The 18,396-nt window shown below is 63.7% G+C and carries 15 protein-coding genes; 7 read left to right on the forward strand and 8 right to left on the reverse strand.

Going from position 1 to position 18,396, the window contains the following annotated elements; translation table 11 throughout:
- From MNR02_RS15175 to MNR02_RS15185, 3 genes are all read right to left on the reverse strand, one after another.
- Positions 1-792, reverse strand: a complete 792-nt coding sequence (locus tag MNR02_RS15175) for a TIGR02186 family protein (protein WP_241947377.1) — start codon at positions 790-792, stop codon at positions 1-3.
- Positions 789-1,715, reverse strand: coding sequence for a sulfite exporter TauE/SafE family protein (locus tag MNR02_RS15180; RefSeq protein WP_241600154.1), 927 nt, complete (start codon positions 1,713-1,715; stop codon positions 789-791). Before MNR02_RS15180 ends, MNR02_RS15175 begins: the two co-directional genes overlap by 4 nt.
- Positions 1,716-2,159: 444 nt before the next feature.
- Positions 2,160-5,972, reverse strand: a complete 3,813-nt coding sequence (locus MNR02_RS15185) for a peptidoglycan-binding protein (RefSeq protein WP_241947378.1) — start codon at positions 5,970-5,972, stop codon at positions 2,160-2,162.
- A 471-nt stretch (positions 5,973-6,443) separates the two neighbouring features.
- On the opposite strand from MNR02_RS15185, the gene MNR02_RS15190 reads away from it, so the two are divergent.
- From MNR02_RS15190 to MNR02_RS15220, 7 genes are all read left to right on the forward strand, one after another.
- Positions 6,444-8,240: an acyl-CoA dehydrogenase C-terminal domain-containing protein gene (locus MNR02_RS15190; protein ID WP_241947379.1), complete on the forward strand. Its 1,797-nt coding sequence runs from the start codon at positions 6,444-6,446 to the stop codon at positions 8,238-8,240.
- A gap of 166 nt (positions 8,241-8,406) precedes the next feature.
- Positions 8,407-9,615 (forward strand): acetyl-CoA C-acetyltransferase, encoded by a 1,209-nt coding sequence (locus MNR02_RS15195; protein ID WP_241947380.1) that lies wholly within the window; start codon positions 8,407-8,409, stop codon positions 9,613-9,615.
- Between the two features lie 137 nt (positions 9,616-9,752).
- A complete protein-coding gene (locus MNR02_RS15200) occupies positions 9,753-11,963 on the forward strand; it encodes an FAD-dependent oxidoreductase (protein ID WP_241947381.1) in 2,211 nt (736 codons plus the stop codon).
- 336 nt (positions 11,964-12,299) lie between these two features.
- Complete coding sequence (locus tag MNR02_RS15205; RefSeq protein WP_134650825.1) at positions 12,300-12,509, forward strand: cold-shock protein; 210 nt, start codon at positions 12,300-12,302, stop codon at positions 12,507-12,509.
- A gap of 129 nt (positions 12,510-12,638) precedes the next feature.
- Positions 12,639-12,929, forward strand: a complete 291-nt coding sequence (locus MNR02_RS15210) for a cold-shock protein (protein ID WP_241600143.1) — start codon at positions 12,639-12,641, stop codon at positions 12,927-12,929.
- A 65-nt stretch (positions 12,930-12,994) separates the two neighbouring features.
- Positions 12,995-13,234 carry a 30S ribosomal protein S21 gene (rpsU, locus tag MNR02_RS15215; protein WP_241600141.1) on the forward strand — a complete coding sequence of 80 codons (240 nt, stop codon included), beginning with the start codon at positions 12,995-12,997 and terminating at the stop codon, positions 13,232-13,234.
- A gap of 69 nt (positions 13,235-13,303) precedes the next feature.
- On the forward strand, positions 13,304-13,528 hold the full coding sequence (locus MNR02_RS15220; RefSeq protein WP_241600139.1) for a hypothetical protein: 225 nt from the start codon (positions 13,304-13,306) through the stop codon (positions 13,526-13,528).
- A gap of 7 nt (positions 13,529-13,535) precedes the next feature.
- Here MNR02_RS15220 and MNR02_RS15225 read toward each other — a convergent pair whose 3' ends face one another.
- From MNR02_RS15225 to MNR02_RS15245, 5 genes are all read right to left on the reverse strand, one after another.
- Complete coding sequence (locus tag MNR02_RS15225; RefSeq protein ID WP_241947382.1) at positions 13,536-13,961, reverse strand: sulfocyanin-like copper-binding protein; 426 nt, start codon at positions 13,959-13,961, stop codon at positions 13,536-13,538.
- A 71-nt stretch (positions 13,962-14,032) separates the two neighbouring features.
- Positions 14,033-14,461 carry a VOC family protein gene (locus MNR02_RS15230; protein ID WP_241947383.1) on the reverse strand — a complete coding sequence of 143 codons (429 nt, stop codon included), beginning with the start codon at positions 14,459-14,461 and terminating at the stop codon, positions 14,033-14,035.
- 744 nt (positions 14,462-15,205) lie between these two features.
- On the reverse strand, positions 15,206-16,255 hold the full coding sequence (locus tag MNR02_RS15235) for a sensor histidine kinase (RefSeq protein WP_241947384.1): 1,050 nt from the start codon (positions 16,253-16,255) through the stop codon (positions 15,206-15,208).
- Positions 16,256-16,702 carry a response regulator gene (locus tag MNR02_RS15240; protein WP_269470863.1) on the reverse strand — a complete coding sequence of 149 codons (447 nt, stop codon included), beginning with the start codon at positions 16,700-16,702 and terminating at the stop codon, positions 16,256-16,258. It lies immediately after the preceding gene.
- Positions 16,699-18,195 (reverse strand): CHASE3 domain-containing protein, encoded by a 1,497-nt coding sequence (locus MNR02_RS15245; RefSeq protein ID WP_241600132.1) that lies wholly within the window; start codon positions 18,193-18,195, stop codon positions 16,699-16,701. The genes MNR02_RS15240 and MNR02_RS15245 overlap by 4 nt, the downstream gene beginning before the upstream one ends.
- Positions 18,196-18,396 lie beyond the last annotated feature (201 nt).

Consider the following 18,396-nt stretch of genomic DNA (forward strand, 5'->3'; position numbering starts at 1 on the left):
TCAGTCCTTGCGGAAGACGACGCTCGCCAGCCAGCCTGTCAGCGCGGCGAGGAACACCGAGAACGCACCATAGGCCAGCGAATGGTCATAGGCCGCGGTCGAGATCATCTGCTCGATACCGGTCTTCATGACGCGCAGCGGCAGCGCCTTTTCGGAGATGAAGACGCCGTCGCGGAAAAGATGCGCGCGCACGATATGGGTGCCGTTGGGCACGTTTGCCGGCAGCTTGACCGTGGCCTTGAACAGGCTGGCGCTGATGAACTGCACGCCGCCCGGATCACGCTGGTAGAAGCCGCCGCTCTCTTTCAGGCGGCGGAACGCGTCCCGGAACTCCGTGAGGTTGCTGCCGTCGCCGACGAAGCCGACCGGGGTAAGACGAATGTGCTGGATACCGACGCCCACGCCGTTCAGTACCGCCGGATCGGCAATCGTTTCGACGTCGCGCGTGCTCGAAAGCGAATAGGATTCCGGCACCAGCTCGAAGGTCATCGAGCGGCGGTTGACCCAGATGCCGAAGACGCGCTCCTTGATGCGAACCGTGTTGTTGTCCTTCGGCCCCTCCAGCGCCACGACAATGTCGTATTTGCGCTGGGCGAGCAAAGCGGGATCGTATCCTTCGATCGCGCCGAAGATCGTCAGGTCCGCGCCGCGGAAATCCGAGGAAATGGCGATCTCGTCGGTGGAGATGCCGATTTCCAGCTTTTCGGGCGCTTCGGCCGGCCGATCCTCCTGCGCGGCGGCAGGAGACACGAGGCTGACGATCAGCAGGAGGAGCGAAGCAAGGGCTCTCATCGGTAGACCCCCTCGCTGATGACCGAATAGACATCGTCTGGCGTGACCACCAGGTCGACGGCCAGGCGGGCGCCGACGGCCAGAACCAGCAGGGCGAGCAGCGCGCGCAGCTGTTCGCCGCGCAGCTTCTGGCCGACCCGCACGCCATATTGCGCACCGATCACGCCTGCCACCATCAGGATGAAGGCGAGCACGATATCGACGGAATAGTTCGTCGTGGCCTGCACCACCGTCGTATAAGCGGTTACGAAGATGATCTGGAACAGCGACGTCCCGACAACGACATTGGTGGGGATGCGCAGCAGATAGATCATCGCCGGCACCATGATGAAGCCGCCGCCGACACCCATGACGGAGGTGAGGATGCCGATGCAGAAGCCCAGCCCGATGACGGGGATGACGCTGAGATAGATCTTCGACTTCTTGAAGCGCATCTTCAGCGGCAGGCGATGCACCCAGTTGTGCTGGCCGGGCCGGCGCAGCGAAACAGGCTGGTTCGTGGCCGAGCGGCGCATGGCGCGGATGCTTTCGAGCAGCATCAGCGTGCCAACTGTGCCGAGCAGCACGACATAGAGCAGCGAGATGACGAGATCGAGCTGACCAACTCTGCGCAGGAGCGCGAATATCCATATGCCGACGGTAGCTCCGGCCAGACCGCCGAAAAGCAGCACCGTGCCGAGCTTCACATCCAGCGTGCCGCGCCGGAAATGCGAGAGCGCACCCGACATGGAGGAGGCGACGACCTGGTTTGCGCCTGTGGCGACGGCCACGATCGGGGGGATGTTGTAAAAGATCAGCAGTGGCGTGATGAGGAAGCCGCCGCCGACGCCGAACATGCCGGACAGGAAACCGACGGCCGCACCCATGCCCAGAATGATGAAGATGTTCACCGAGAGCTCTGCAATGGGCAGGTAGACAGTCACAACGTAACCCCGATCGGCAGTTTTGCCCTTGCGGGCTTACCTTGGCAGTCGCTTTCACCCAATGCCTGCCGCCGCGGCGCCTCTTCGGCAGGCTGCGAATGCAGGAAGGCGCCCCGCCGCTGGAGGGGATGCCCCGTCACGGCTGGTCACGCCTTGCATCACGCAAGAATTCGTCACACGGCGACTGCCTTCCGGCCCACCATGGCCGCCGTCACGATGATAACGTTTGAGGAACGGATATCATCCTGAAGCGGCTTTAGATTTGCACCGCATAATTCCGTAAATCAGGGCCGATTTATGGATGGAATCATGCCGTGCATTCAAAATGCCACAGCCTTCTTTACACGGCGTGAACGACGCGCCGCTTTGGCTTTGTCATGCCTGCGGGTTGGGAAGGTGTCAATCGAATAGGACCCCTGTTGGGGGCCCCAGGAAGAAAGCCGGTCAGCCCGGCTGCTTGTTGCGCTTCAGAAGCTCGGTCACGAGCGCATCGTCGATCTCGCCCGTCTGCTTCTGGCCGACGGATTTCTGGAACGCCTTGATGGCTGCCACCGTCTTGTTGCCCATCTCTCCGTCCGGCGTGCCGGCATTGAAGCCGTTGTTGTTGAGAATGGCCTGGATGTTTCGGATGGCCTTCTTCATGTCGACGCTGGCGGTCTTGACCGCCGCACCGGCCCATTCGTCGGGCAGTTCGGCGGAGTTGGCCTTTTCATCGAGCGGCTGCGGCTTCCACAGCTCGACCTTCGCCTTCGCGCTGGTCAGCTGTTCGGGGCGCATGGCGTTGGCCACTTCGTCGCGCTTGCCGGCCGCGTCGCGGTCGCCGTCGCGAGCGGCGATGGCAAACCACTTGTAGGATTCTTCCAGATCCTGCTTCACGCCGTTGCCGCGCGCATAGAGGATGGCGAGGTTGAACTGGCTGTCGCGCACGCCGAGTTCGGAGGCCTTCTGGAACCACTTCGCCGCGCCGTCGAAATCCGGTGCCGCGTTGCCGATGCCGGTGGCGAGCAGGACGGCGAGATTATGCATGGCGCTCGCATTGCCCTTGTTGGCCGCGACCTCGTAGAGTTTGCGGGCATGCTCCAGGTCGCGCTCGACGCCCTGGCCCTTTTCGTAGAGGTTGGCGAGCCGGTATTCTGCCGGTGCGAAGCCGCGGGCGGCGGCAAGCTCGTACCAGCGGGCGGCTTCCTTGAGATCGACCGCAACGCCGCGCCCATCCGTGTAGCGCGCGCCGATTTCGAACAGGGCAAGCGGATCGCCGTCCTTGGCCGCATTGGCAAGCGATGCCGGCGTGATCGCCTCGGGAACGACGATCGCCGCCGTCTGTGTCTGATCGATCGGCGCGGCCTCGTGCGTCGTGTCCTGGCCGGCAAGCGGGGCCGTCTCCGGCGTCGTCACCGGCTCGAAGCCGGCGGTGTCGGCATCTTCGGTGACCGCCGGCGTGGTCATCATGTCCGCACCCCGCGTGGAGGCCGACGTCGGCGTCGTACCATCAGCAGTGTTCATACCGGCAATGTCGCGCTCGGCTGGTGCCGGATCGGTCACGGCCTTCTCACCGGCAACCGGCGCAACGCCGGCATTCGCCGTTGCCGCTTCGCCCGTCTGCGTGGCGGTCTCACCGGTCATCGCCGTCTGCTCGACGACGACGGGCGCGCTGCCGCCACGCACCAGCGTGTTGACCAGCGGATAGGACATGATGGCAAGCAGCGCTGCGCCGACGGCCAGCAGGATCGGCCGGCGGTGACGGCCAAAAGCAGATCCCGATGCGGGCTTCGCGTCCTTGGCGGGCTTTTCGCCCTTCTTCGCGGGGGCGACGCGCGACATCGCATCGCTTTCCTCGGCGGCAAGACGCGCAGCACGACGGGCGGCGGCGATGTAATCGGCCTTGTCCGTCTCGTTTACAGCGCCCGCGCGGCCGCCGGAAGCCTGGCCTGCGCGCACGCGCTCGAGAATGCGGCGCACGTCGGGCGTGCCCGACCCGGGCTCGAGAAGTTCGTTGGCCACTTCCGGCGCCAGCTCATCGGTGGGATCGAGCGAAGGCGTCGGCTCGATATGCTGGCGCTCGACCGGTCGTGCGGCAGGCTCCTTGCGGCCGGGCGACAGGCGGCGCTTCAGGCCGGCCAGCAGGCCCTTGGGCTGCTCGTCCTTGACGAGGTCTTCCGAGAGATCGGCGGCGGCGGCAGAAGCCAGTGCGTCGTCCTGCTCTTCCCGCTGCGGTGCAGGGATGTGCTCGACCGCGATGTCCGGGAAGCGGCTTTCCTCATGGTCGTCGACAGTGGCGTTGCGGTGCTGCCGCGTGCCGAAACCGTCGTCGTCGAACGGATAGTCGTGAGCGCCGACGCTTTCGGCGCAGGCGGTTTCCATCGCCGGCATTTCGGCGCGCGGCATGACGGCGGCTTCGCGACGGCCGAAGCTTTCGCGCGGGGCGTCGAAATCCTCGAGGCGGCCGGCAATCTGCACCAGCGTCTCATGAAGCGCGTCGAAGGTGCGGGCCGTGCGGTCCTCGCTGGAGCGCGTCAGCTCCTCGAGCGCACGCAGGTCCGAGGCGAGGCCGGCGATCGCATCCATGTCGGTGTTTCCGGCAACGGCGGGGCCGGCGTGGCGATAGGCTTCCATCACCGCTTCGGCGGCCTGGCGAGCGGCCTCGACGATGTATTCGTCGTTGGTCGCCATATAGTCTTCGATGGTGGCGAGACGGTTTTCGACATCCGACGAGGTGCCGCCGAAGGCTGCCGGAGCGGAGGGCGTACCGATCAGCGTGGAAAGGTGGGCGATCTGGGCTTCCAGGCCGCGCAGTGCCTCCTGGTCACCCGCCGGTGCCGTGCGGGTCGCGTCCAGCCGGTCGGCGATCGCGGTGAGGCGGCCCTCGATCTCGGAGAAACGATCCTCCTGGAACGGGCTGCCGACAGGCGTATCGAGCCGGTCGATGCGGCGGGCAAGCGTGTCGAGACGCTCGGCGAGCTCGCCATTGACGCTGCCCTGGTCGAGCGCGTCGATCTTGCGGGAAATGTCGGAGAGGTAATAGGCAAGCTCGTCGCCGCCGACGAGCGGCGCAACCTGCTGGCTCTGCTCCATCATGCGCGACAGCTCTTCGATGCGCTCTTCGAGACGCAGCGCCGTGCGTTCGTTCGACATTTCCTCGATGCGGCTGGCGAGCGCCTCGAGGCGCAGGCCCAGACCCTGTTCCTGCGCGGGCGCCGGGCGCCGGGCGATCATATCGAGCTGCCCGGCAAGGTCGGCGATCCGGCCTTCCAGGCGTTGCATCATGCCGGTATCGGCGGACGGCCCTTGCTGCATGCGGCCGGCGGCGGCAATGGCGCGAGTGATCTCGTCGAGGCGTGCGTCCAGTCCTTCGAACTGCGAGGAGACGGCCGTCACGAAGCGGCCGCCATCGGGCTCCACACGCCGGCCGAGGCCGTCGATGGCGTCGGCGATCATCTCGATCTTGTCTTCCAGCGCGCGGATGGCTGGCGTGGCGCTCATCGCGCCGATCTGGTTCTTCAGCTCGTCAAGACGGTAGGCCAGCGCAACGAGTTCGTCGTCGCGCGCCTGGTCAAAGACCGATAGCTTCTGCTCGACGCCGTTCCAGCGGTCTTCCATGCGCCGCACGGAATCCTCGCGCGCCAGCCCGTCGAGCACGGAGCGCAGCTCGTCGAATTCGACGCGCAGCCCGTCCGTGTGGCCGGACTGGCGGCCGAGCTGGTTGATGCCGGTGGAAAGGCGCTGCAGTTCGGTCCGCAGGTCGTCGGTGTTGCCGCGTCCCTCAGCCAGCTGGCGGATGCCGCGGATTTCGGAGCGCAGCGTGTGCATCTCCCGCTCGAGGCCGTCAGCGATATCCTTCTTGAGGTCCTGGCGCAGCGAAACGAGCGCCTTGGCGATATCCTCCACGGAATTGTCTGCGCGCGCCGGGGCTGCGGCGGGATGGCTTCCATAAGCCGCCTGCGCCTGCTGGGCGGCGGCGTAGTGGTCGTTCGAGAACGGGCGGCGCTCGATACGCTGGGCGGCGCGCTCGCGCGTGCCTTCGATGGCGCGCTGCCGCTGCATGATCTCGGAAACCGGATCGTCGCGCAGCGGCAGGTTGCGCTGCGGCTCGTAACGGGGCTGCTCGGCACGCGGCGCATAGCGCTCTTCGGCACGCCCGCGCGTATCGCGGCCGCCCATCAGCCCCTCGATGCGGGCTTCCAGCCCCTCGATGGTGCGATTGAGCGCGTCGAGCGAAGACCGTTCACCATGACGTTGCGGGTTTCGCGATCCGTTCATCTTTCGCCTCGCTTTGGCGGCCAATGGCCTGCCGGGAGATACCCTTGACGGCGCGGCCCGCCCGGCTGCGCCCTTCCTGCGTTGTGCGGGAAACCGTATCGTCCCTGCTTCACCCGGATCCCCGATCCAGGCACCGCAGAGGAAAGCCGAATTGATTCCCGATCCCACGCCCTCAGACGCCACAATTCATGAAACGTGGTAAACAAGGGGTTAACCCACGCGGAATTTTTTTAACGATTTGCTCATAGACTCTCGTTCGGGAGGCCTAGCGACCTGTTGTGGCACCGCAACGCCCATCGTGAAGCCGACGCTGCCGGACACAACATCAGCCGCTCCCCTGCCCTCCGCTCCCAGCCGCAATGAGAATTGCGTCGCACCTTGCGTTTTGACGTTTACGCAAACGTCAAAATTTCATACTATCCTTCCCAAGGAGCGGACCGAGGTCCGCGGGATAGGTGAGGAACGCAAACGATGCCGATCTACAAGGCCCCCGTGAATGACACGCTTTTCATCCTGAACGACGTCCTGTCGCTGGAGCGCTACAACAACCTGCCCGGCTTTGCCGATGCGACGGGGGACATGGTGGAGGCGATTGCCGGCGAGGCCGCCAAGCTCGCCGAGGAAGTGTTGTTTCCGGTCAATCTTTCCGGTGATCAGGAAGGCTGCAAGCGCGCCGACGACGCCACGGTGACGACGCCAAAGGGGTTCAGGGAAGCCTACGATCTCTATCGTCAGGGCGGCTGGATCGGTCTTGCCGTGCCGGAAGAATTCGGCGGCCAGGGGCTTCCTTACGTGCTGCACACCGCCGTCGGCGAATATATGTCGTCCGCCAACATGGCGCTCACCATGTATCCGGGTCTCACACAGGGCGCGATCGCCGCGATCCTCGTGCACGGCTCCGACGAGCAGAAGACCGCCTACCTGCCTAAAATGGTCGAGGGCACCTGGACCGGCACCATGAACCTGACGGAGCCCCATTGCGGCACCGATCTCGGTCTGCTGCGCAGCAAGGCCGTGCCGCAGGCCGACGGCTCCTACAAGGTTTCCGGCCAGAAGATCTTCATCTCCGCCGGCGAGCACGACATGTCGGAGAATATCGTGCATCTCGTTCTCGCGCGCATCGAAGGCGCGCCCGAGGGTACCAAGGGCATTTCGCTGTTCATTGTGCCGAAGTTCATTCTCAAGGACGACGGCACGCCCGGTGACCGCAACGGCGTCACCTGCGGCGCGATCGAACACAAGATGGGCATCCACGGTAACGCCACCTGCGTCATGAATTACGACGAGGCGACCGGCTTTCTCATCGGTGCGGAAAACAAGGGCCTAAACGCCATGTTCGTCATGATGAACGAGGCCCGTCTCGGCGTCGGCCTCCAGGGCCTGTCGATTGCCGAAATCGCCTATCAGAACGCCGCCCAGTACGCCCGTGAACGTCTCCAGGGCCGCTCGCTCTCCGGCGCCAAGAACCCGGACGGCAAGGCCGATCCGCTGATCGTTCATCCCGACATCCGCCGCACCCTGATGACCATCAAGGCCTGGACGGAGGGCGGCCGCGCCTTCACGCTGTGGACCGCACTGAAATCCGACATCGCCCACCGTTCCGCCGATGAGGCCGAGCGCCAGGCCGCCGATGACATCCTTGGCCTGATGACGCCCATCCTCAAGGGCGTGCTTACCGACAAGGGTTTCGACCACGCCGTCATGGCTCAGCAGGTGTTCGGCGGCCACGGCTATATCGAAGAGCACGGCATGAGCCAGTATGTGCGCGATGCGCGCATCGCCATGATCTACGAGGGCGCCAACGGCATCCAGGCGCTCGACCTTGTCGGCCGCAAGCTCGGCATGAACGGCGGCCGCGCCGTCATGGCGCTGTTCAAGGAAATCGGCGATTTCTGCGAGGAGAACCGCAACGACGAGAAGCTTGCGCCTTTCACGAAGGGTCTCAAGAAGGGCTTGAACGACCTTCAGGCCTCCACCATGTGGTTCATGCAGAACGCCATGGCCAAGCCTGACAATGCCGGCGCCGGCTCGACCGATTACATGCACCTCTTCGGCCTCGTCGTCATCGGCTACATGTGGGCGAAGATCGCCAAGGCCGCGGAAGCGGGCCTGGCCGGCGGCGCCGGCGAGCGGGAGGATTTCCTCAAGAACAAGCTCGTCACGGCGACGTTCTTCATGGAGCGCCTGATGCCGGAGACCGCCCTGCGCAAGACCCGCATCGAGGCCGGCGCGGACACGGTGATGGAACTGGCTGCCGAAGCATTCTGATGCTTCGCTCCCCTCTCCCCGCAAGCCGGACGAAGGGGTACAGTCGCAAGCCAAGCAGTCCCTTCGCCCCGCTTGCGGGGAGAAGGTGCCGGCAGGCGGATGAGGGGCATTCGCCATGGCCGGGCAAGGAATTCTAGGGCGCCCTTGCGCCATCAGGGAGAAGAGAATGACCGACGTCTTCATCTATGATCATGTGCGCACCCCGCGCGGGCGCGGCAAAAAGGACGGATCGCTGCACGAGGTGCCGTCCGTGCGCCTTGCCGCGAAGGTTCTGGAAGCGGTGCGCGACCGCAACGGGCTCGACACCGAAAAGGTCGACGACATCATCTTGGGTTGCGTCGATCCTGTCATGGATGCCGGCGCCGTCATCCCGAAGGCCGCAGCCTTCGAGGCCGGCTACTCCACGAAGGCGCCGGGCATGCAGATCTCGCGCTTCTGCGCCTCGGGCCTCGATGCCGTGAATTTCGGCGCGGCGAAAATCGCGCAGGGCGCCGATGACCTCGTCGTCGCGGGCGGCGTGGAATCCATGTCGCGCGTCGGGCTCGGCATGTCGGGCGGCGCCTGGTTCATGGACCCCTCGGTCAATTTCCCGGCCTATTTCATGCCGCAGGGTGTGTCGGCTGACCTGATCGCCACCAAATACGGCTTCTCCCGCGACGATGTGGATGCCTATGCCGTCGAAAGCCAGAAGCGTGCCGCGCAGGCCTGGGAAAAGGGCTACTTCAACAATTCCGTCGTGCCGGTGAAGGACATCAACGGTCTCGTCATCCTCGACCGTGACGAGCACATGCGCCCGGGCACGGACATGCAGGCGCTCGCCTCGCTCAACCCCTCCTTCCAGATGCCCGGCGAGATGGGCGGCTTCGAAGCCGTCGCCATCCAGGCGCATCCGGAAATCGAGGGCATAAATTACGTGCACCATGCCGGCAATTCCTCCGGCATCGTCGACGGCGCCGCCGCCGTGCTGCTGGGCTCGAAGGAAGGCGGCGCCATCCTCGGCAGGAAGGCCCGTGGCCGCATCAAGGCTTTCGCCAATATCGGCTCGGATCCGGCGCTGATGCTGACGGGTCCGGTCGATGTCACGGAAAAGCTCCTCGCCCGCTCCGGCATGCAGCTTTCCGACATCGACCTTTTCGAGCTCAACGAAGCCTTCGCCGCCGTCGTCCTGCGCTACATGCAGGCCTTCGACATCCCGCACGACAAGATCAACGTCAACGGCGGCGCCATCGCAATGGGCCATCCGCTCGGCGCGACCGGCGCGATGATCCTCGGCACGGTGCTCGACGAACTGGAACGCCGCGACCTCAACACCGCCCTCGTGACACTGTGCATCGGCGCCGGCATGGGCACGGCGACGATCATCGAACGGGTTTGAGGACATGCGGACGACAGCTCCTCACTCCGCCTTCGCGACGCGCGGCGCACCCTCTCCCGCAAGCGGAGTGAGGGTGCCGGCAGGCGGATAAGGGGCAGCGTCCCGCCAGATAGATTTCAAGGGAGAGGAATCCCATCATGAGCGCATACAAGAACTTCACCATCGAGACCGACGCCGACGGCATTGCGCTGGTCACCTGGGACATGCCCGACAAGTCGATGAACGTCTTCACCGTCGAGGTGATGGACGAGCTGGACAGGATCATCGACCAGGTCGTGGCCGACAGCGCCATCAAGGGCGCAGTCATCACGTCGGGCAAGTCGTCCTTCTCCGGCGGCGCGGATCTCTCCATGATCAAGGCGAGCTTCGACCTCCTGAAGGACGCGCAGGCCGCCGATCCCGCGACGGCTGTGCAGAAACTGTTCGACACAACGGGCCGCATGACCTGGCTCTTCCGCAAGCTCGAAACATCGGGCAAGCCGTGGGTCTCCGCCATCAACGGCACCTGCATGGGCGGCGCCTTCGAAATGTCACTCGCCTGCCACGGCAGGGTCGCCTCGAATGCCAAGTCCGTCAAGATCGCCCTGCCCGAGGTTAAGGTCGGCATCTTCCCCGGTGCCGGCGGCACCCAGCGCGTGCCGCGCCTTGCCAATGCGCAGGACGCGCTCCAGATGATGACGACCGGCTCGTCGCTGACCGGCGCGCGCGCCAAGGCGATGAACCTCGTGCATCAGGTCGTCGAGCCCGACCAGCTCATCCCCGCCGCAAAGCAGATGATCAAGGATGGCCTCAAGCCCGTCCAGCCCTGGGACGAGAAAGGCTTCAAGGCGCCGGGCGGCGGCATCTGGACACCCGCTTCCGCCCAGCTCTGGCCGGCCGCGCCCGCTATTCTGCGCCGCGAGACCGCGGGCAATTATCCCGGCGCACTCGCCATTCTCAAATGCGTCTATGAAGGCCTTCAGGTGCCGTTCGAAACGGGTCTGAGGATCGAGCAGCGCTACTTCACGCATATCCTGCAGACGACCGAAGCCTTCTCGATGATCCGGTCGCTGTTCATCTCCATGCAGGAGCTCGGCAAGGGCGCGCGCCGGCCGGCCGGCATTCCCAAGGCGGAGTTCAAGAAAGTCGCCGTCGTCGGCGCCGGCTTCATGGGGGCCTCCATCGCCTATGTCACCGCCGCCGCCGGCATCCCGGTGGTCCTCATCGACCGCGATCAGGAGGCCGCCGACAAGGGCAAGACCCATTCCGAAGGCCTCGTCACCGGCGCCATCGGCAAGGGCCGCATGACCAAGGAGGACGGCGAAAAGCTGCTGTCCCTCATCACCCCGACCCCCGACTATGCCGCACTCGCCGATGCCGACCTCGTCATCGAGGCCGTCTTCGAGGACCGCACCGTCAAGAAGGAGGTGACCGAAAAGATCGAGGCCGTGCTGCGCGAGGACGCCATCTTCGCCTCCAACACCTCGACGCTGCCGATCACGGGCCTCGCCAAGAATTCGAAGCGCCCGGACCAGTTCATCGGCATCCACTTCTTCTCGCCGGTCGAGAAGATGATGCTGGTGGAGGTCATCCTGGGTAAGGAAACGGGCGACAAGGCGCTCGCCACCGCACTCGATTACGTCGCCGCCATCAGGAAGACGCCGATCGTCGTCAACGATACGCGCGGCTTTTACGTCAACCGTTGCGTCTTCCGCTACATGGCCGAGGCCTATGACATGCTGATCGAAGGCGTGCCGGCGGCGATGATCGAGAATGCCGCCAAGATGGCCGGCATGCCGGTCGGCCCGCTGTCGCTCAACGACGAGGTGGCCGTCGACCTATCCTACAAGATCTTCAAGGCCTCCATCGCCGATCTCGGTGCGGAGTCCGTCGATCCGCGCCACATGGAACTGGTGACGACGCTGGTGGAAGGCGAAGGCCGTCTTGGCCGCAAGGCCGGCAAGGGCTTCTACGACTACCCGCCGAAGCCCGCGAAGAAGAAGCTCTGGCCGGGCCTGAAGGACCTCTATCCGCAGCAGAAGCCCGAGGATGTCGATATCCAGGTGCTCAAGCAGCGCCTGCTCGTCACCATCGCACTGGAAGCCGCCCGCACCATGGAAGAAGGCATCGTCACCGATCCGCGCGAGGCCGATGTCGGCTCCATTCTCGGTTTCGGCTTCGCGCCCTATACCGGCGGTACGCTGTCCTATATCGACGGCATGGGCGTAAAGGCCTTCGTCGCGCTCTGCGAGAAGCTGGCTGCGACATACGGCTCTCATTTCCAGCCGACACCCCTGCTGAAGGACATGGCTGCCAAAGGCGAGACCTTCTATGGCCGCTTCGCCCCGCAGGCGAAGAAGGCCGCCTGAGCGCGCCGCACGGACACGACCAAGAAGGGCGGCCCCTCGGCCGCCCTTTTTCTTTTGCGCGCCCTGTTTTCAGGCAAAAATAAAACTGCGATTGCGGTAAATCGAATTTTGAAAAACGGCGACAGATCACCGTATTTTCCGGCGTCTCGTCCGAATCTCTCCAGAAAAATTTTGCAAAACCATTGCATTATCGGGAATAAACTTTATATAGAACCCATCGATAACTGCTTGCGACCTTTGCCACCGAGCCCTGCTCTTCGTCAGATTTCCTTTCAAGATCGATCAATAACGGGAAAAACATCTCCCGGTTACACTAGCGATGAAAAGGATATCGTTATGAATTCAGGTACCGTAAAGTGGTTCAACAGCACCAAGGGCTTCGGCTTCATTCAGCCTGACGATGGCTCGACCGACGTGTTCGTGCATATCTCGGCTGTCGAACGTGCGGGCATGGGCTCGCTCAACGAAGGCCAGAAGATCACGTACGACATCGTCCGTGACCGCAAGTCCGGCAAGAACTCTGCCGACGGCCTCCGCGCCGCATAAGAATTGTCGTTCCTCCTCGCTGACCACGGATGTACTGGCAGTGAAGAGTTCGAATGACGGGAAGAGGTCGGGGTAACGCCCGGCCTTTTTGTTTCGACAACCTTGCGGGCATCCGCAAAGGAGATTTTCATGAGCCGTAAAACCTACGCCATCGGAGACCACGTCCTGCTCAGGGCCGGCCTCTCCCGCGCGACCACGGGTGAACGGGCCTGCCGCATCGTCGGCGTCCTGCCGGCAGACCACGGCGAAGTTCAGTATCGCGTGCGTCTGGAAGGCGAGAATTTCGAACGCCGCATCGTGCAGAGCGATATCGAGACCGACGACAAGGCCGCCGGTGCGCCGCGCGCCACGGGCAAGCGCGAAGCGCCCCGTGCGGGCAGCCCGTGGCTGAAACCGCTGACCATCCGCCCCGCGCGGTAATCTGAACCGGATCGCCCGCGCGAATCCCACCAAAATGCGGCTGTCGCCGCGAGAAAGGACATAACTTGCAGGTTCTCGTCAGAGACAACAATGTCGACCAGGCACTACGTGTGCTGAAGAAGAAGATGCAGCGCGAAGGCCTTTTCCGTGAGATGAAGGCACGCAGCGCTTATGAAAAGCCTTCGGAAAAGCGCGTCCGCGAGAAAGCCGAGGCGGTCCGCCGCCAGCGCAAGCTTGCTCGCAAGAAGATGCAGCGCGAAGGCCTGCTGCCGGCTCCCAAGAAGGCCGTACGCCCGGGACGCTGACACACGTAAACCGGGTGACGACCGCGTCACCCGGCACACACCTCCAGAACGGTTCAGAAAGGTGATATCATGGACATGACCAAGGATATGCTTTCCACCCCGGTCAAACCTTCCTCGCAGGCCAAGGCGGCCGCGACGGACAGCGCCGCGCGCACCATCATCGCCAGCGAAGTGACCGCGCGCGAAAAGAAGACCGCACGCCTGCGCGCCCTGCGTCTCGAGCAGGAGGCCGTCCAGGAAAAAGCCGAGCCGGCAGCCAAGAAAAAGAAATCCCCGGCCGCCAAGAAGCGCTAAGCAGCGCCTATTTCGTCACGACGAGCTTGGCATGCATGCCGGCCTCGTAGTGGCCCTTGATATTGCAGAGCAGAAGATAAGTGCCGGGTTGCAGCTTTGCTTTCAGCATCCCATCGGCACCCGGCTTGAGGTCGGCGACCTCGCCCAGGCTCTTCAGCTTCTTCTCGTCCACGCGATGCTTTGCCGCGACGACAGGGATTTGCTGATCCGGCGACTTCAACTTCACCAGTACCATTTCATGCTCCTCGCTCACCGCGTCGTTGTGAACCTGAAACACGACGTCGCCGGCCTTGACCGTCGGCTGGTCGACCGACAACGTCATCGGTCCGCCGCCTTCCCCGCCTTCGACGACCTTGACGGTCGTTGCAGCAAAAGCGGGTGCTGCGAGGCACAGTGTGACGAGAACGGCAAGCGTGCGGATGCGATACGTCATGGCGTCAACCTTTCTTGAAAGCCTGAGGCCCTGCTATGCCGGCTTGCTGACAGACCGCTGAACGGCCGTCGTCAGAACGTGATCATGACGGAAGGCGCACTGCGCGTGTGCGGGCCGTGGAAGACCGCCTCGATATTGTTGCCGTCGGGGTCGAGCAGGAAGGCCGCGAAATAGCCGGGATGGTAGGGACGCTTTCCCGGCGCGCCGTTGTCGGTGCCGCCAGCGGCCAGCCCCGCCTGATGGAAAGCCGTCACCATCGCCTCGTCCGCCGCCTGAAACGCCAGATGATGCCGTCCGGTCAGGGCACCAGCGGCGGCCACGCTGTCGCTGCTCGAAACGAACAGTTCGTCGAACCAGAAATACGTATCCTCGGCACCGCCGAGCGGAATGTTCAGCGCACCAAGCACCGCCTCGTAGAACCTCCGGCTGGCCGCGAGATCGCGCACGACGAGCTGGATATGATCGATCAGCCGGCCGCGATGCAGTTCATTCGTTTCCATCTGCTGTCCTCCGTTTCTTGGGCGCCATACTAGGCGGGCCGGCCGCATCGGCAACCTTCATTTCGCAGGTCCTCAGTCCTGCACTGTCGCCGCGCGCCGGAAAGCGGGGACGTTCCAGCCCTTCCGTTTTCACCAGAACATTGATTTTACGCGTTTCTCGGGGAATGGATGGCAATGTTTTTCCCCGCCCGATCAAGCAGTGCCTACAATCTGCCATCCCGCCCTCGGATACACCGCAAGGCGTTGCGGCGAGGCGGGGTCGGCGCTTGTGGTGCGGGAAGGACGTGAGCCTTTGCCATGAGGGCCTGCGGAAAATGGTCTCCCTCCGGCGACACGGGGGAAGCGACGGGATTTCGGACCGGTCCTGTCGTTTCATGCCCCGAACGGCGCGTCGGGCGTGCCTGTGCGGCACACAAGGGGATTGGGACTGGTGGATGCGTCGGCATCGTCCGCCGGCATGGAGAAGGCCGGAAGGTTTCCTTCCGCCCGCGTCATCAAGGCGTATGACGCGGGTGATAAAACGGCACTGCCCACGCCGGAAACCGGCGAAAGACATCGCCTTTCCGATCCTTGCAGAGAGACCGGAGTCGCGGGCAAAAACCGCCGAACGGGGCGCCGGAAGGTGTCACCTAAAATTCATTCAGTCGAGGCAGCTTCCGGCACCCCGTCCGAATGTTCTTTGAACCCACGGGTGCACCGCGCCGCGTGGCGCTTGACGCAGTTCGCAAGGAACCTGCCTTCTTGTCAGCGCGAGGGCTCGACGATACGCACCAGCAGTTCGGCGCGTGTCCCGATCTCCCGCGCCGCATAGTCGAGCCGGGCTCCGAGGCTGGTGGCCATGGCGCCGATGATCTTGGAGCCGAGGCCGGTGCCGCGCACAGGGCCATCGCCGCGCCAGCCGATGCCGTCGTCTTCCACGAACAGCAGCGCGTTTTCGCCGTCGAGCTTGGTGAAGCCGACGCGCACTTCCCCGCCGATCTCGCCATAGGCATATTTGAAGGCATTGGTGACGAGTTCCGTCACGATCACACCGAGGGACACCGCACGATCGGTCGGCACATGCAGCGGCTCCAGCGTGCGGGTCAGCCGCACATCGCGGTCCTGGCCCTGCATGGAGGCTCCAAGCTCGGTCAGAAGGGTCGAGAGATAGGCGCCCATGTCGACATTGCGAACGTCGTCGGACGTGTAGAGACGTCGGTGGATGCCGGCAATCGCGGTAATGCGCGCCTGCGTTTCGGAAAGCGCCTCCTTGACTGCGTCGTCCACGGCGCTCGACATCTGCAGGCGGATGAGCGCGGCCGCCAGCGCAAGCGAATTGCCGACGCGGTGGTTGACCTCCGCCAGCAGCACCTCCGCGCGCTCCTTGGCCGCACGGATCTCCCGCTCGGCTTCCAGCTTCAGGCGCTTGAGCTGGGCATTTTCGAGCGCCTGGCCGAGCGCGTTGGCAAGCAGCGGCATGAAATCATCGCCGACAGACTTGATGACATAGTCCGCAGCGCCGGCTTTCAGCGCCTCGACAGCCACCTGCGCGTCGTTGGATCCCGTCACATAGACGACCGGCACCGCAGTCGGGGCGCTGGCGAGTTCCTTGAGAAAGGAAAGTCCCGTGCCCGACGCCAGGAAATGATCGAGCACGACGGCGTCGAAACCGCCTTCAGCGAACAGCTCGCGGCCCTGCTCCACATCCTCCGCGTGCACCACGATATAGCCGACACGACCAAGCGCGCGCTCGGCGAGGCGCGCCAGGATCGGATCATCGTCGATGTAGAGGAGGCGGACCGGACCTTCCCTCATTCACTGCGACTCGGGTATCTGGATCACGGAGAAGAACAGGCCGAGCTGACGGATCGCGTGTGCGAAGCTTTCATATTCGACCGGCTTGGTGATGTAGACGTTCGCGCCCAGATCGTAGCAGCGCTGGATTTCCCGCTCATCGTCCGTCGTGGTGAGAATGACGACCGGGAGGCGCTTGGTGTGGGTGTTCGTCTTGATCTTCTGAAGGATATCGATGCCGGACATGTCGGGCAGATTGAGATCGAGCAGGATGAGAAGGAACCGTCCCGCGCTGGCCATGCCCGAGCGATCCTTGCCGAGAATGAAATCGAGCGCGTCGGTGCCGCTGGTAAAGGGCACAACCTCGTTGTGCACGCCCGCACGGCGGATGTTCTTCTCGATGAGGCGCGCGTGGCCCTCATCGTCCTCGATCATCACGATGGTGACTTCCTTGCCCAATCCGTTCATGCCTGCATACTCCTGACAACTTTGCTGAGGTCGGGCGGCAGACGCAGAACGAACGTCGTCCCCTGCCCGATTTCGGATTTCACGACGATATCACCACCAAGATTTCGCATCAGTGAACGAACATGGGCCAGTCCGATGCCTTCGCCCGGCTTGTCCTGTGTGCCGGAGCGCCGGAAAAGCTCGAAGACCCGCTCATGATCCTCGGGGGCGATACCCCTGCCGTTATCCGCGAATTCGATGACGAATCCCGCCCTCCCAGCATTGCGCGCTGTGATTGAAATACGCAACGGTTTCTCGGTCAAGCGGTACTTGATGGCATTGTCGAACAGGTTGCCGAATACCTGCTCCAGCGAAAGCCGGTCAGAGACCACCGTCGGCAGGTTGTCGGCAATGGTGATGACGCCATCGGCTTCGCTCACCTGATGATTGACCGCCGACGCGCCGGCCTCGACGAGATCCCGGAGATTGACGCGCTCGATCTTGAGCTCGCGGCGGCCATCGCGCGAAATCTTCAGAATGGCATTGATCAGCCCGTCCATTTTCTTGGTGGAGGAACGGATGAAGCCGATCGCCTCCGGCAGGTCTTCGCCCGCCGCACGGCGCGCCTCGAGAATATCAGCCTCGCTGGGCGTCTTGCCGTCGGCCAGCACGTAGCTCTGGATGGAGGCGAGCGACGCCTGCAGCTCGCTGGTGAAGCCCATGATGTTGACGAGTGGCGCACGCAGGTCGTGCGTGACGATATAGGCGAAGCGCTGGACCTCCTGGTTGGCGCGGATCAGTTCTTCGGTCCGCTCGTCCACGCGCTTTTCCAGCGTGGCGTTCAGCTGCTCCACCTCACGCCGCGCCGCGAGGTTGTCGCGGGTATATTGCACGATGATGATGATGGCGCCGCCCAGAACGGTGATGATGGCGATCGCGCCGATCACCGTCGTCCATTTCAGGGCACCCGCCGACCACAGCGTATCCACCACGCCCTTGCGCAGTTGCTCGTCCGCGTCGTCCATGATCGACCCGAGGCGATCACGGATTTCGTCCATCAGCACGCGGCCGCGGTCGGTCTTGACCTGTGCAATCGCCTCAGCCTGGCGCCCCTGCAGCATCAGTTCGACGGTGCCGGCCAGTTCGTCGAGCTTTTCGACCACGAGCTGCTCGACGCGCTGCGCATCGTCAGCATATTCGGGCAGACCGGCCAATTTGTCGGCAAAGGCCTGCTTCTGCTCCGCGACCCCGCGCAGCGCCTCGTCATAGGGTGCACGGAATGCCGCGTCGCCCGTGATGATGAACCCGCGCTGTCCGGTTTCCGCATCCTTGAGGATGGAAAGAAGATCGGCCGACGCACGGCGCGCCTCGCGCTGTTCGACGAAGCCCGTGAAGTAGGACTGCACCTTGCTGACAAGCCACAAGGATGTACCGACAATGCCAAGCAGCGCGAAAACGCCGGCGATGAACAGGATTATGGTCGAGCGCACGAATGCGGCGTTCGATATCGGCATTCCACCCCCCGGTTTCGCCGCTTCATTTGCGGTGGACATTATCGCTCCGCCGCCGGATTGAAAACAGCGGATCAGCGTAACGCGCGGATTCTTTTGAAAGACTGCGACAGCGTGTGTGACGCAGGAATATAGTGCTGACAAGGCAGACCACCATAGGCTCAGGAAAAATTTCCTGCCGGCCATACCGGGCATGAAATATCC

Origin of the sequence: Shinella sp. H4-D48 (assembly GCF_022637395.1) — a bacterium.
Taxonomy (GTDB): domain Bacteria; phylum Pseudomonadota; class Alphaproteobacteria; order Rhizobiales; family Rhizobiaceae; genus Shinella; species Shinella sedimenti.

Bases quoted from the DNA above. Each gene is read 5' to 3' on its own strand.
- MNR02_RS15175 (WP_241947377.1), bottom strand. From the start codon at position 792: ATGAGAGCCCTTGCTTCGCTCCTCCTGCTGATCGTCAGCCTCGTGTCT.
- MNR02_RS15185 (WP_241947378.1), bottom strand. From the start codon at position 5,972: ATGAACGGATCGCGAAACCCGCAACGTCATGGTGAACGGTCTTCGCTC.
- MNR02_RS15190 (WP_241947379.1), top strand. From the start codon at position 6,444: ATGCCGATCTACAAGGCCCCCGTGAATGACACGCTTTTCATCCTGAAC.
- MNR02_RS15195 (WP_241947380.1), top strand. From the start codon at position 8,407: ATGACCGACGTCTTCATCTATGATCATGTGCGCACCCCGCGCGGGCGC.
- MNR02_RS15200 (WP_241947381.1), top strand. From the start codon at position 9,753: ATGAGCGCATACAAGAACTTCACCATCGAGACCGACGCCGACGGCATT.
- MNR02_RS15205 (WP_134650825.1), top strand. From the start codon at position 12,300: ATGAATTCAGGTACCGTAAAGTGGTTCAACAGCACCAAGGGCTTCGGC.
- MNR02_RS15210 (WP_241600143.1), top strand. From the start codon at position 12,639: ATGAGCCGTAAAACCTACGCCATCGGAGACCACGTCCTGCTCAGGGCC.
- MNR02_RS15220 (WP_241600139.1), top strand. From the start codon at position 13,304: ATGGACATGACCAAGGATATGCTTTCCACCCCGGTCAAACCTTCCTCG.
- MNR02_RS15225 (WP_241947382.1), bottom strand. From the start codon at position 13,961: ATGACGTATCGCATCCGCACGCTTGCCGTTCTCGTCACACTGTGCCTC.
- MNR02_RS15230 (WP_241947383.1), bottom strand. From the start codon at position 14,461: ATGGAAACGAATGAACTGCATCGCGGCCGGCTGATCGATCATATCCAG.
- MNR02_RS15235 (WP_241947384.1), bottom strand. From the start codon at position 16,255: ATGAGGGAAGGTCCGGTCCGCCTCCTCTACATCGACGATGATCCGATC.
- MNR02_RS15240 (WP_269470863.1), bottom strand. From the start codon at position 16,702: ATGAACGGATTGGGCAAGGAAGTCACCATCGTGATGATCGAGGACGAT.
- MNR02_RS15245 (WP_241600132.1), bottom strand. From the start codon at position 18,195: ATGCCGATATCGAACGCCGCATTCGTGCGCTCGACCATAATCCTGTTC.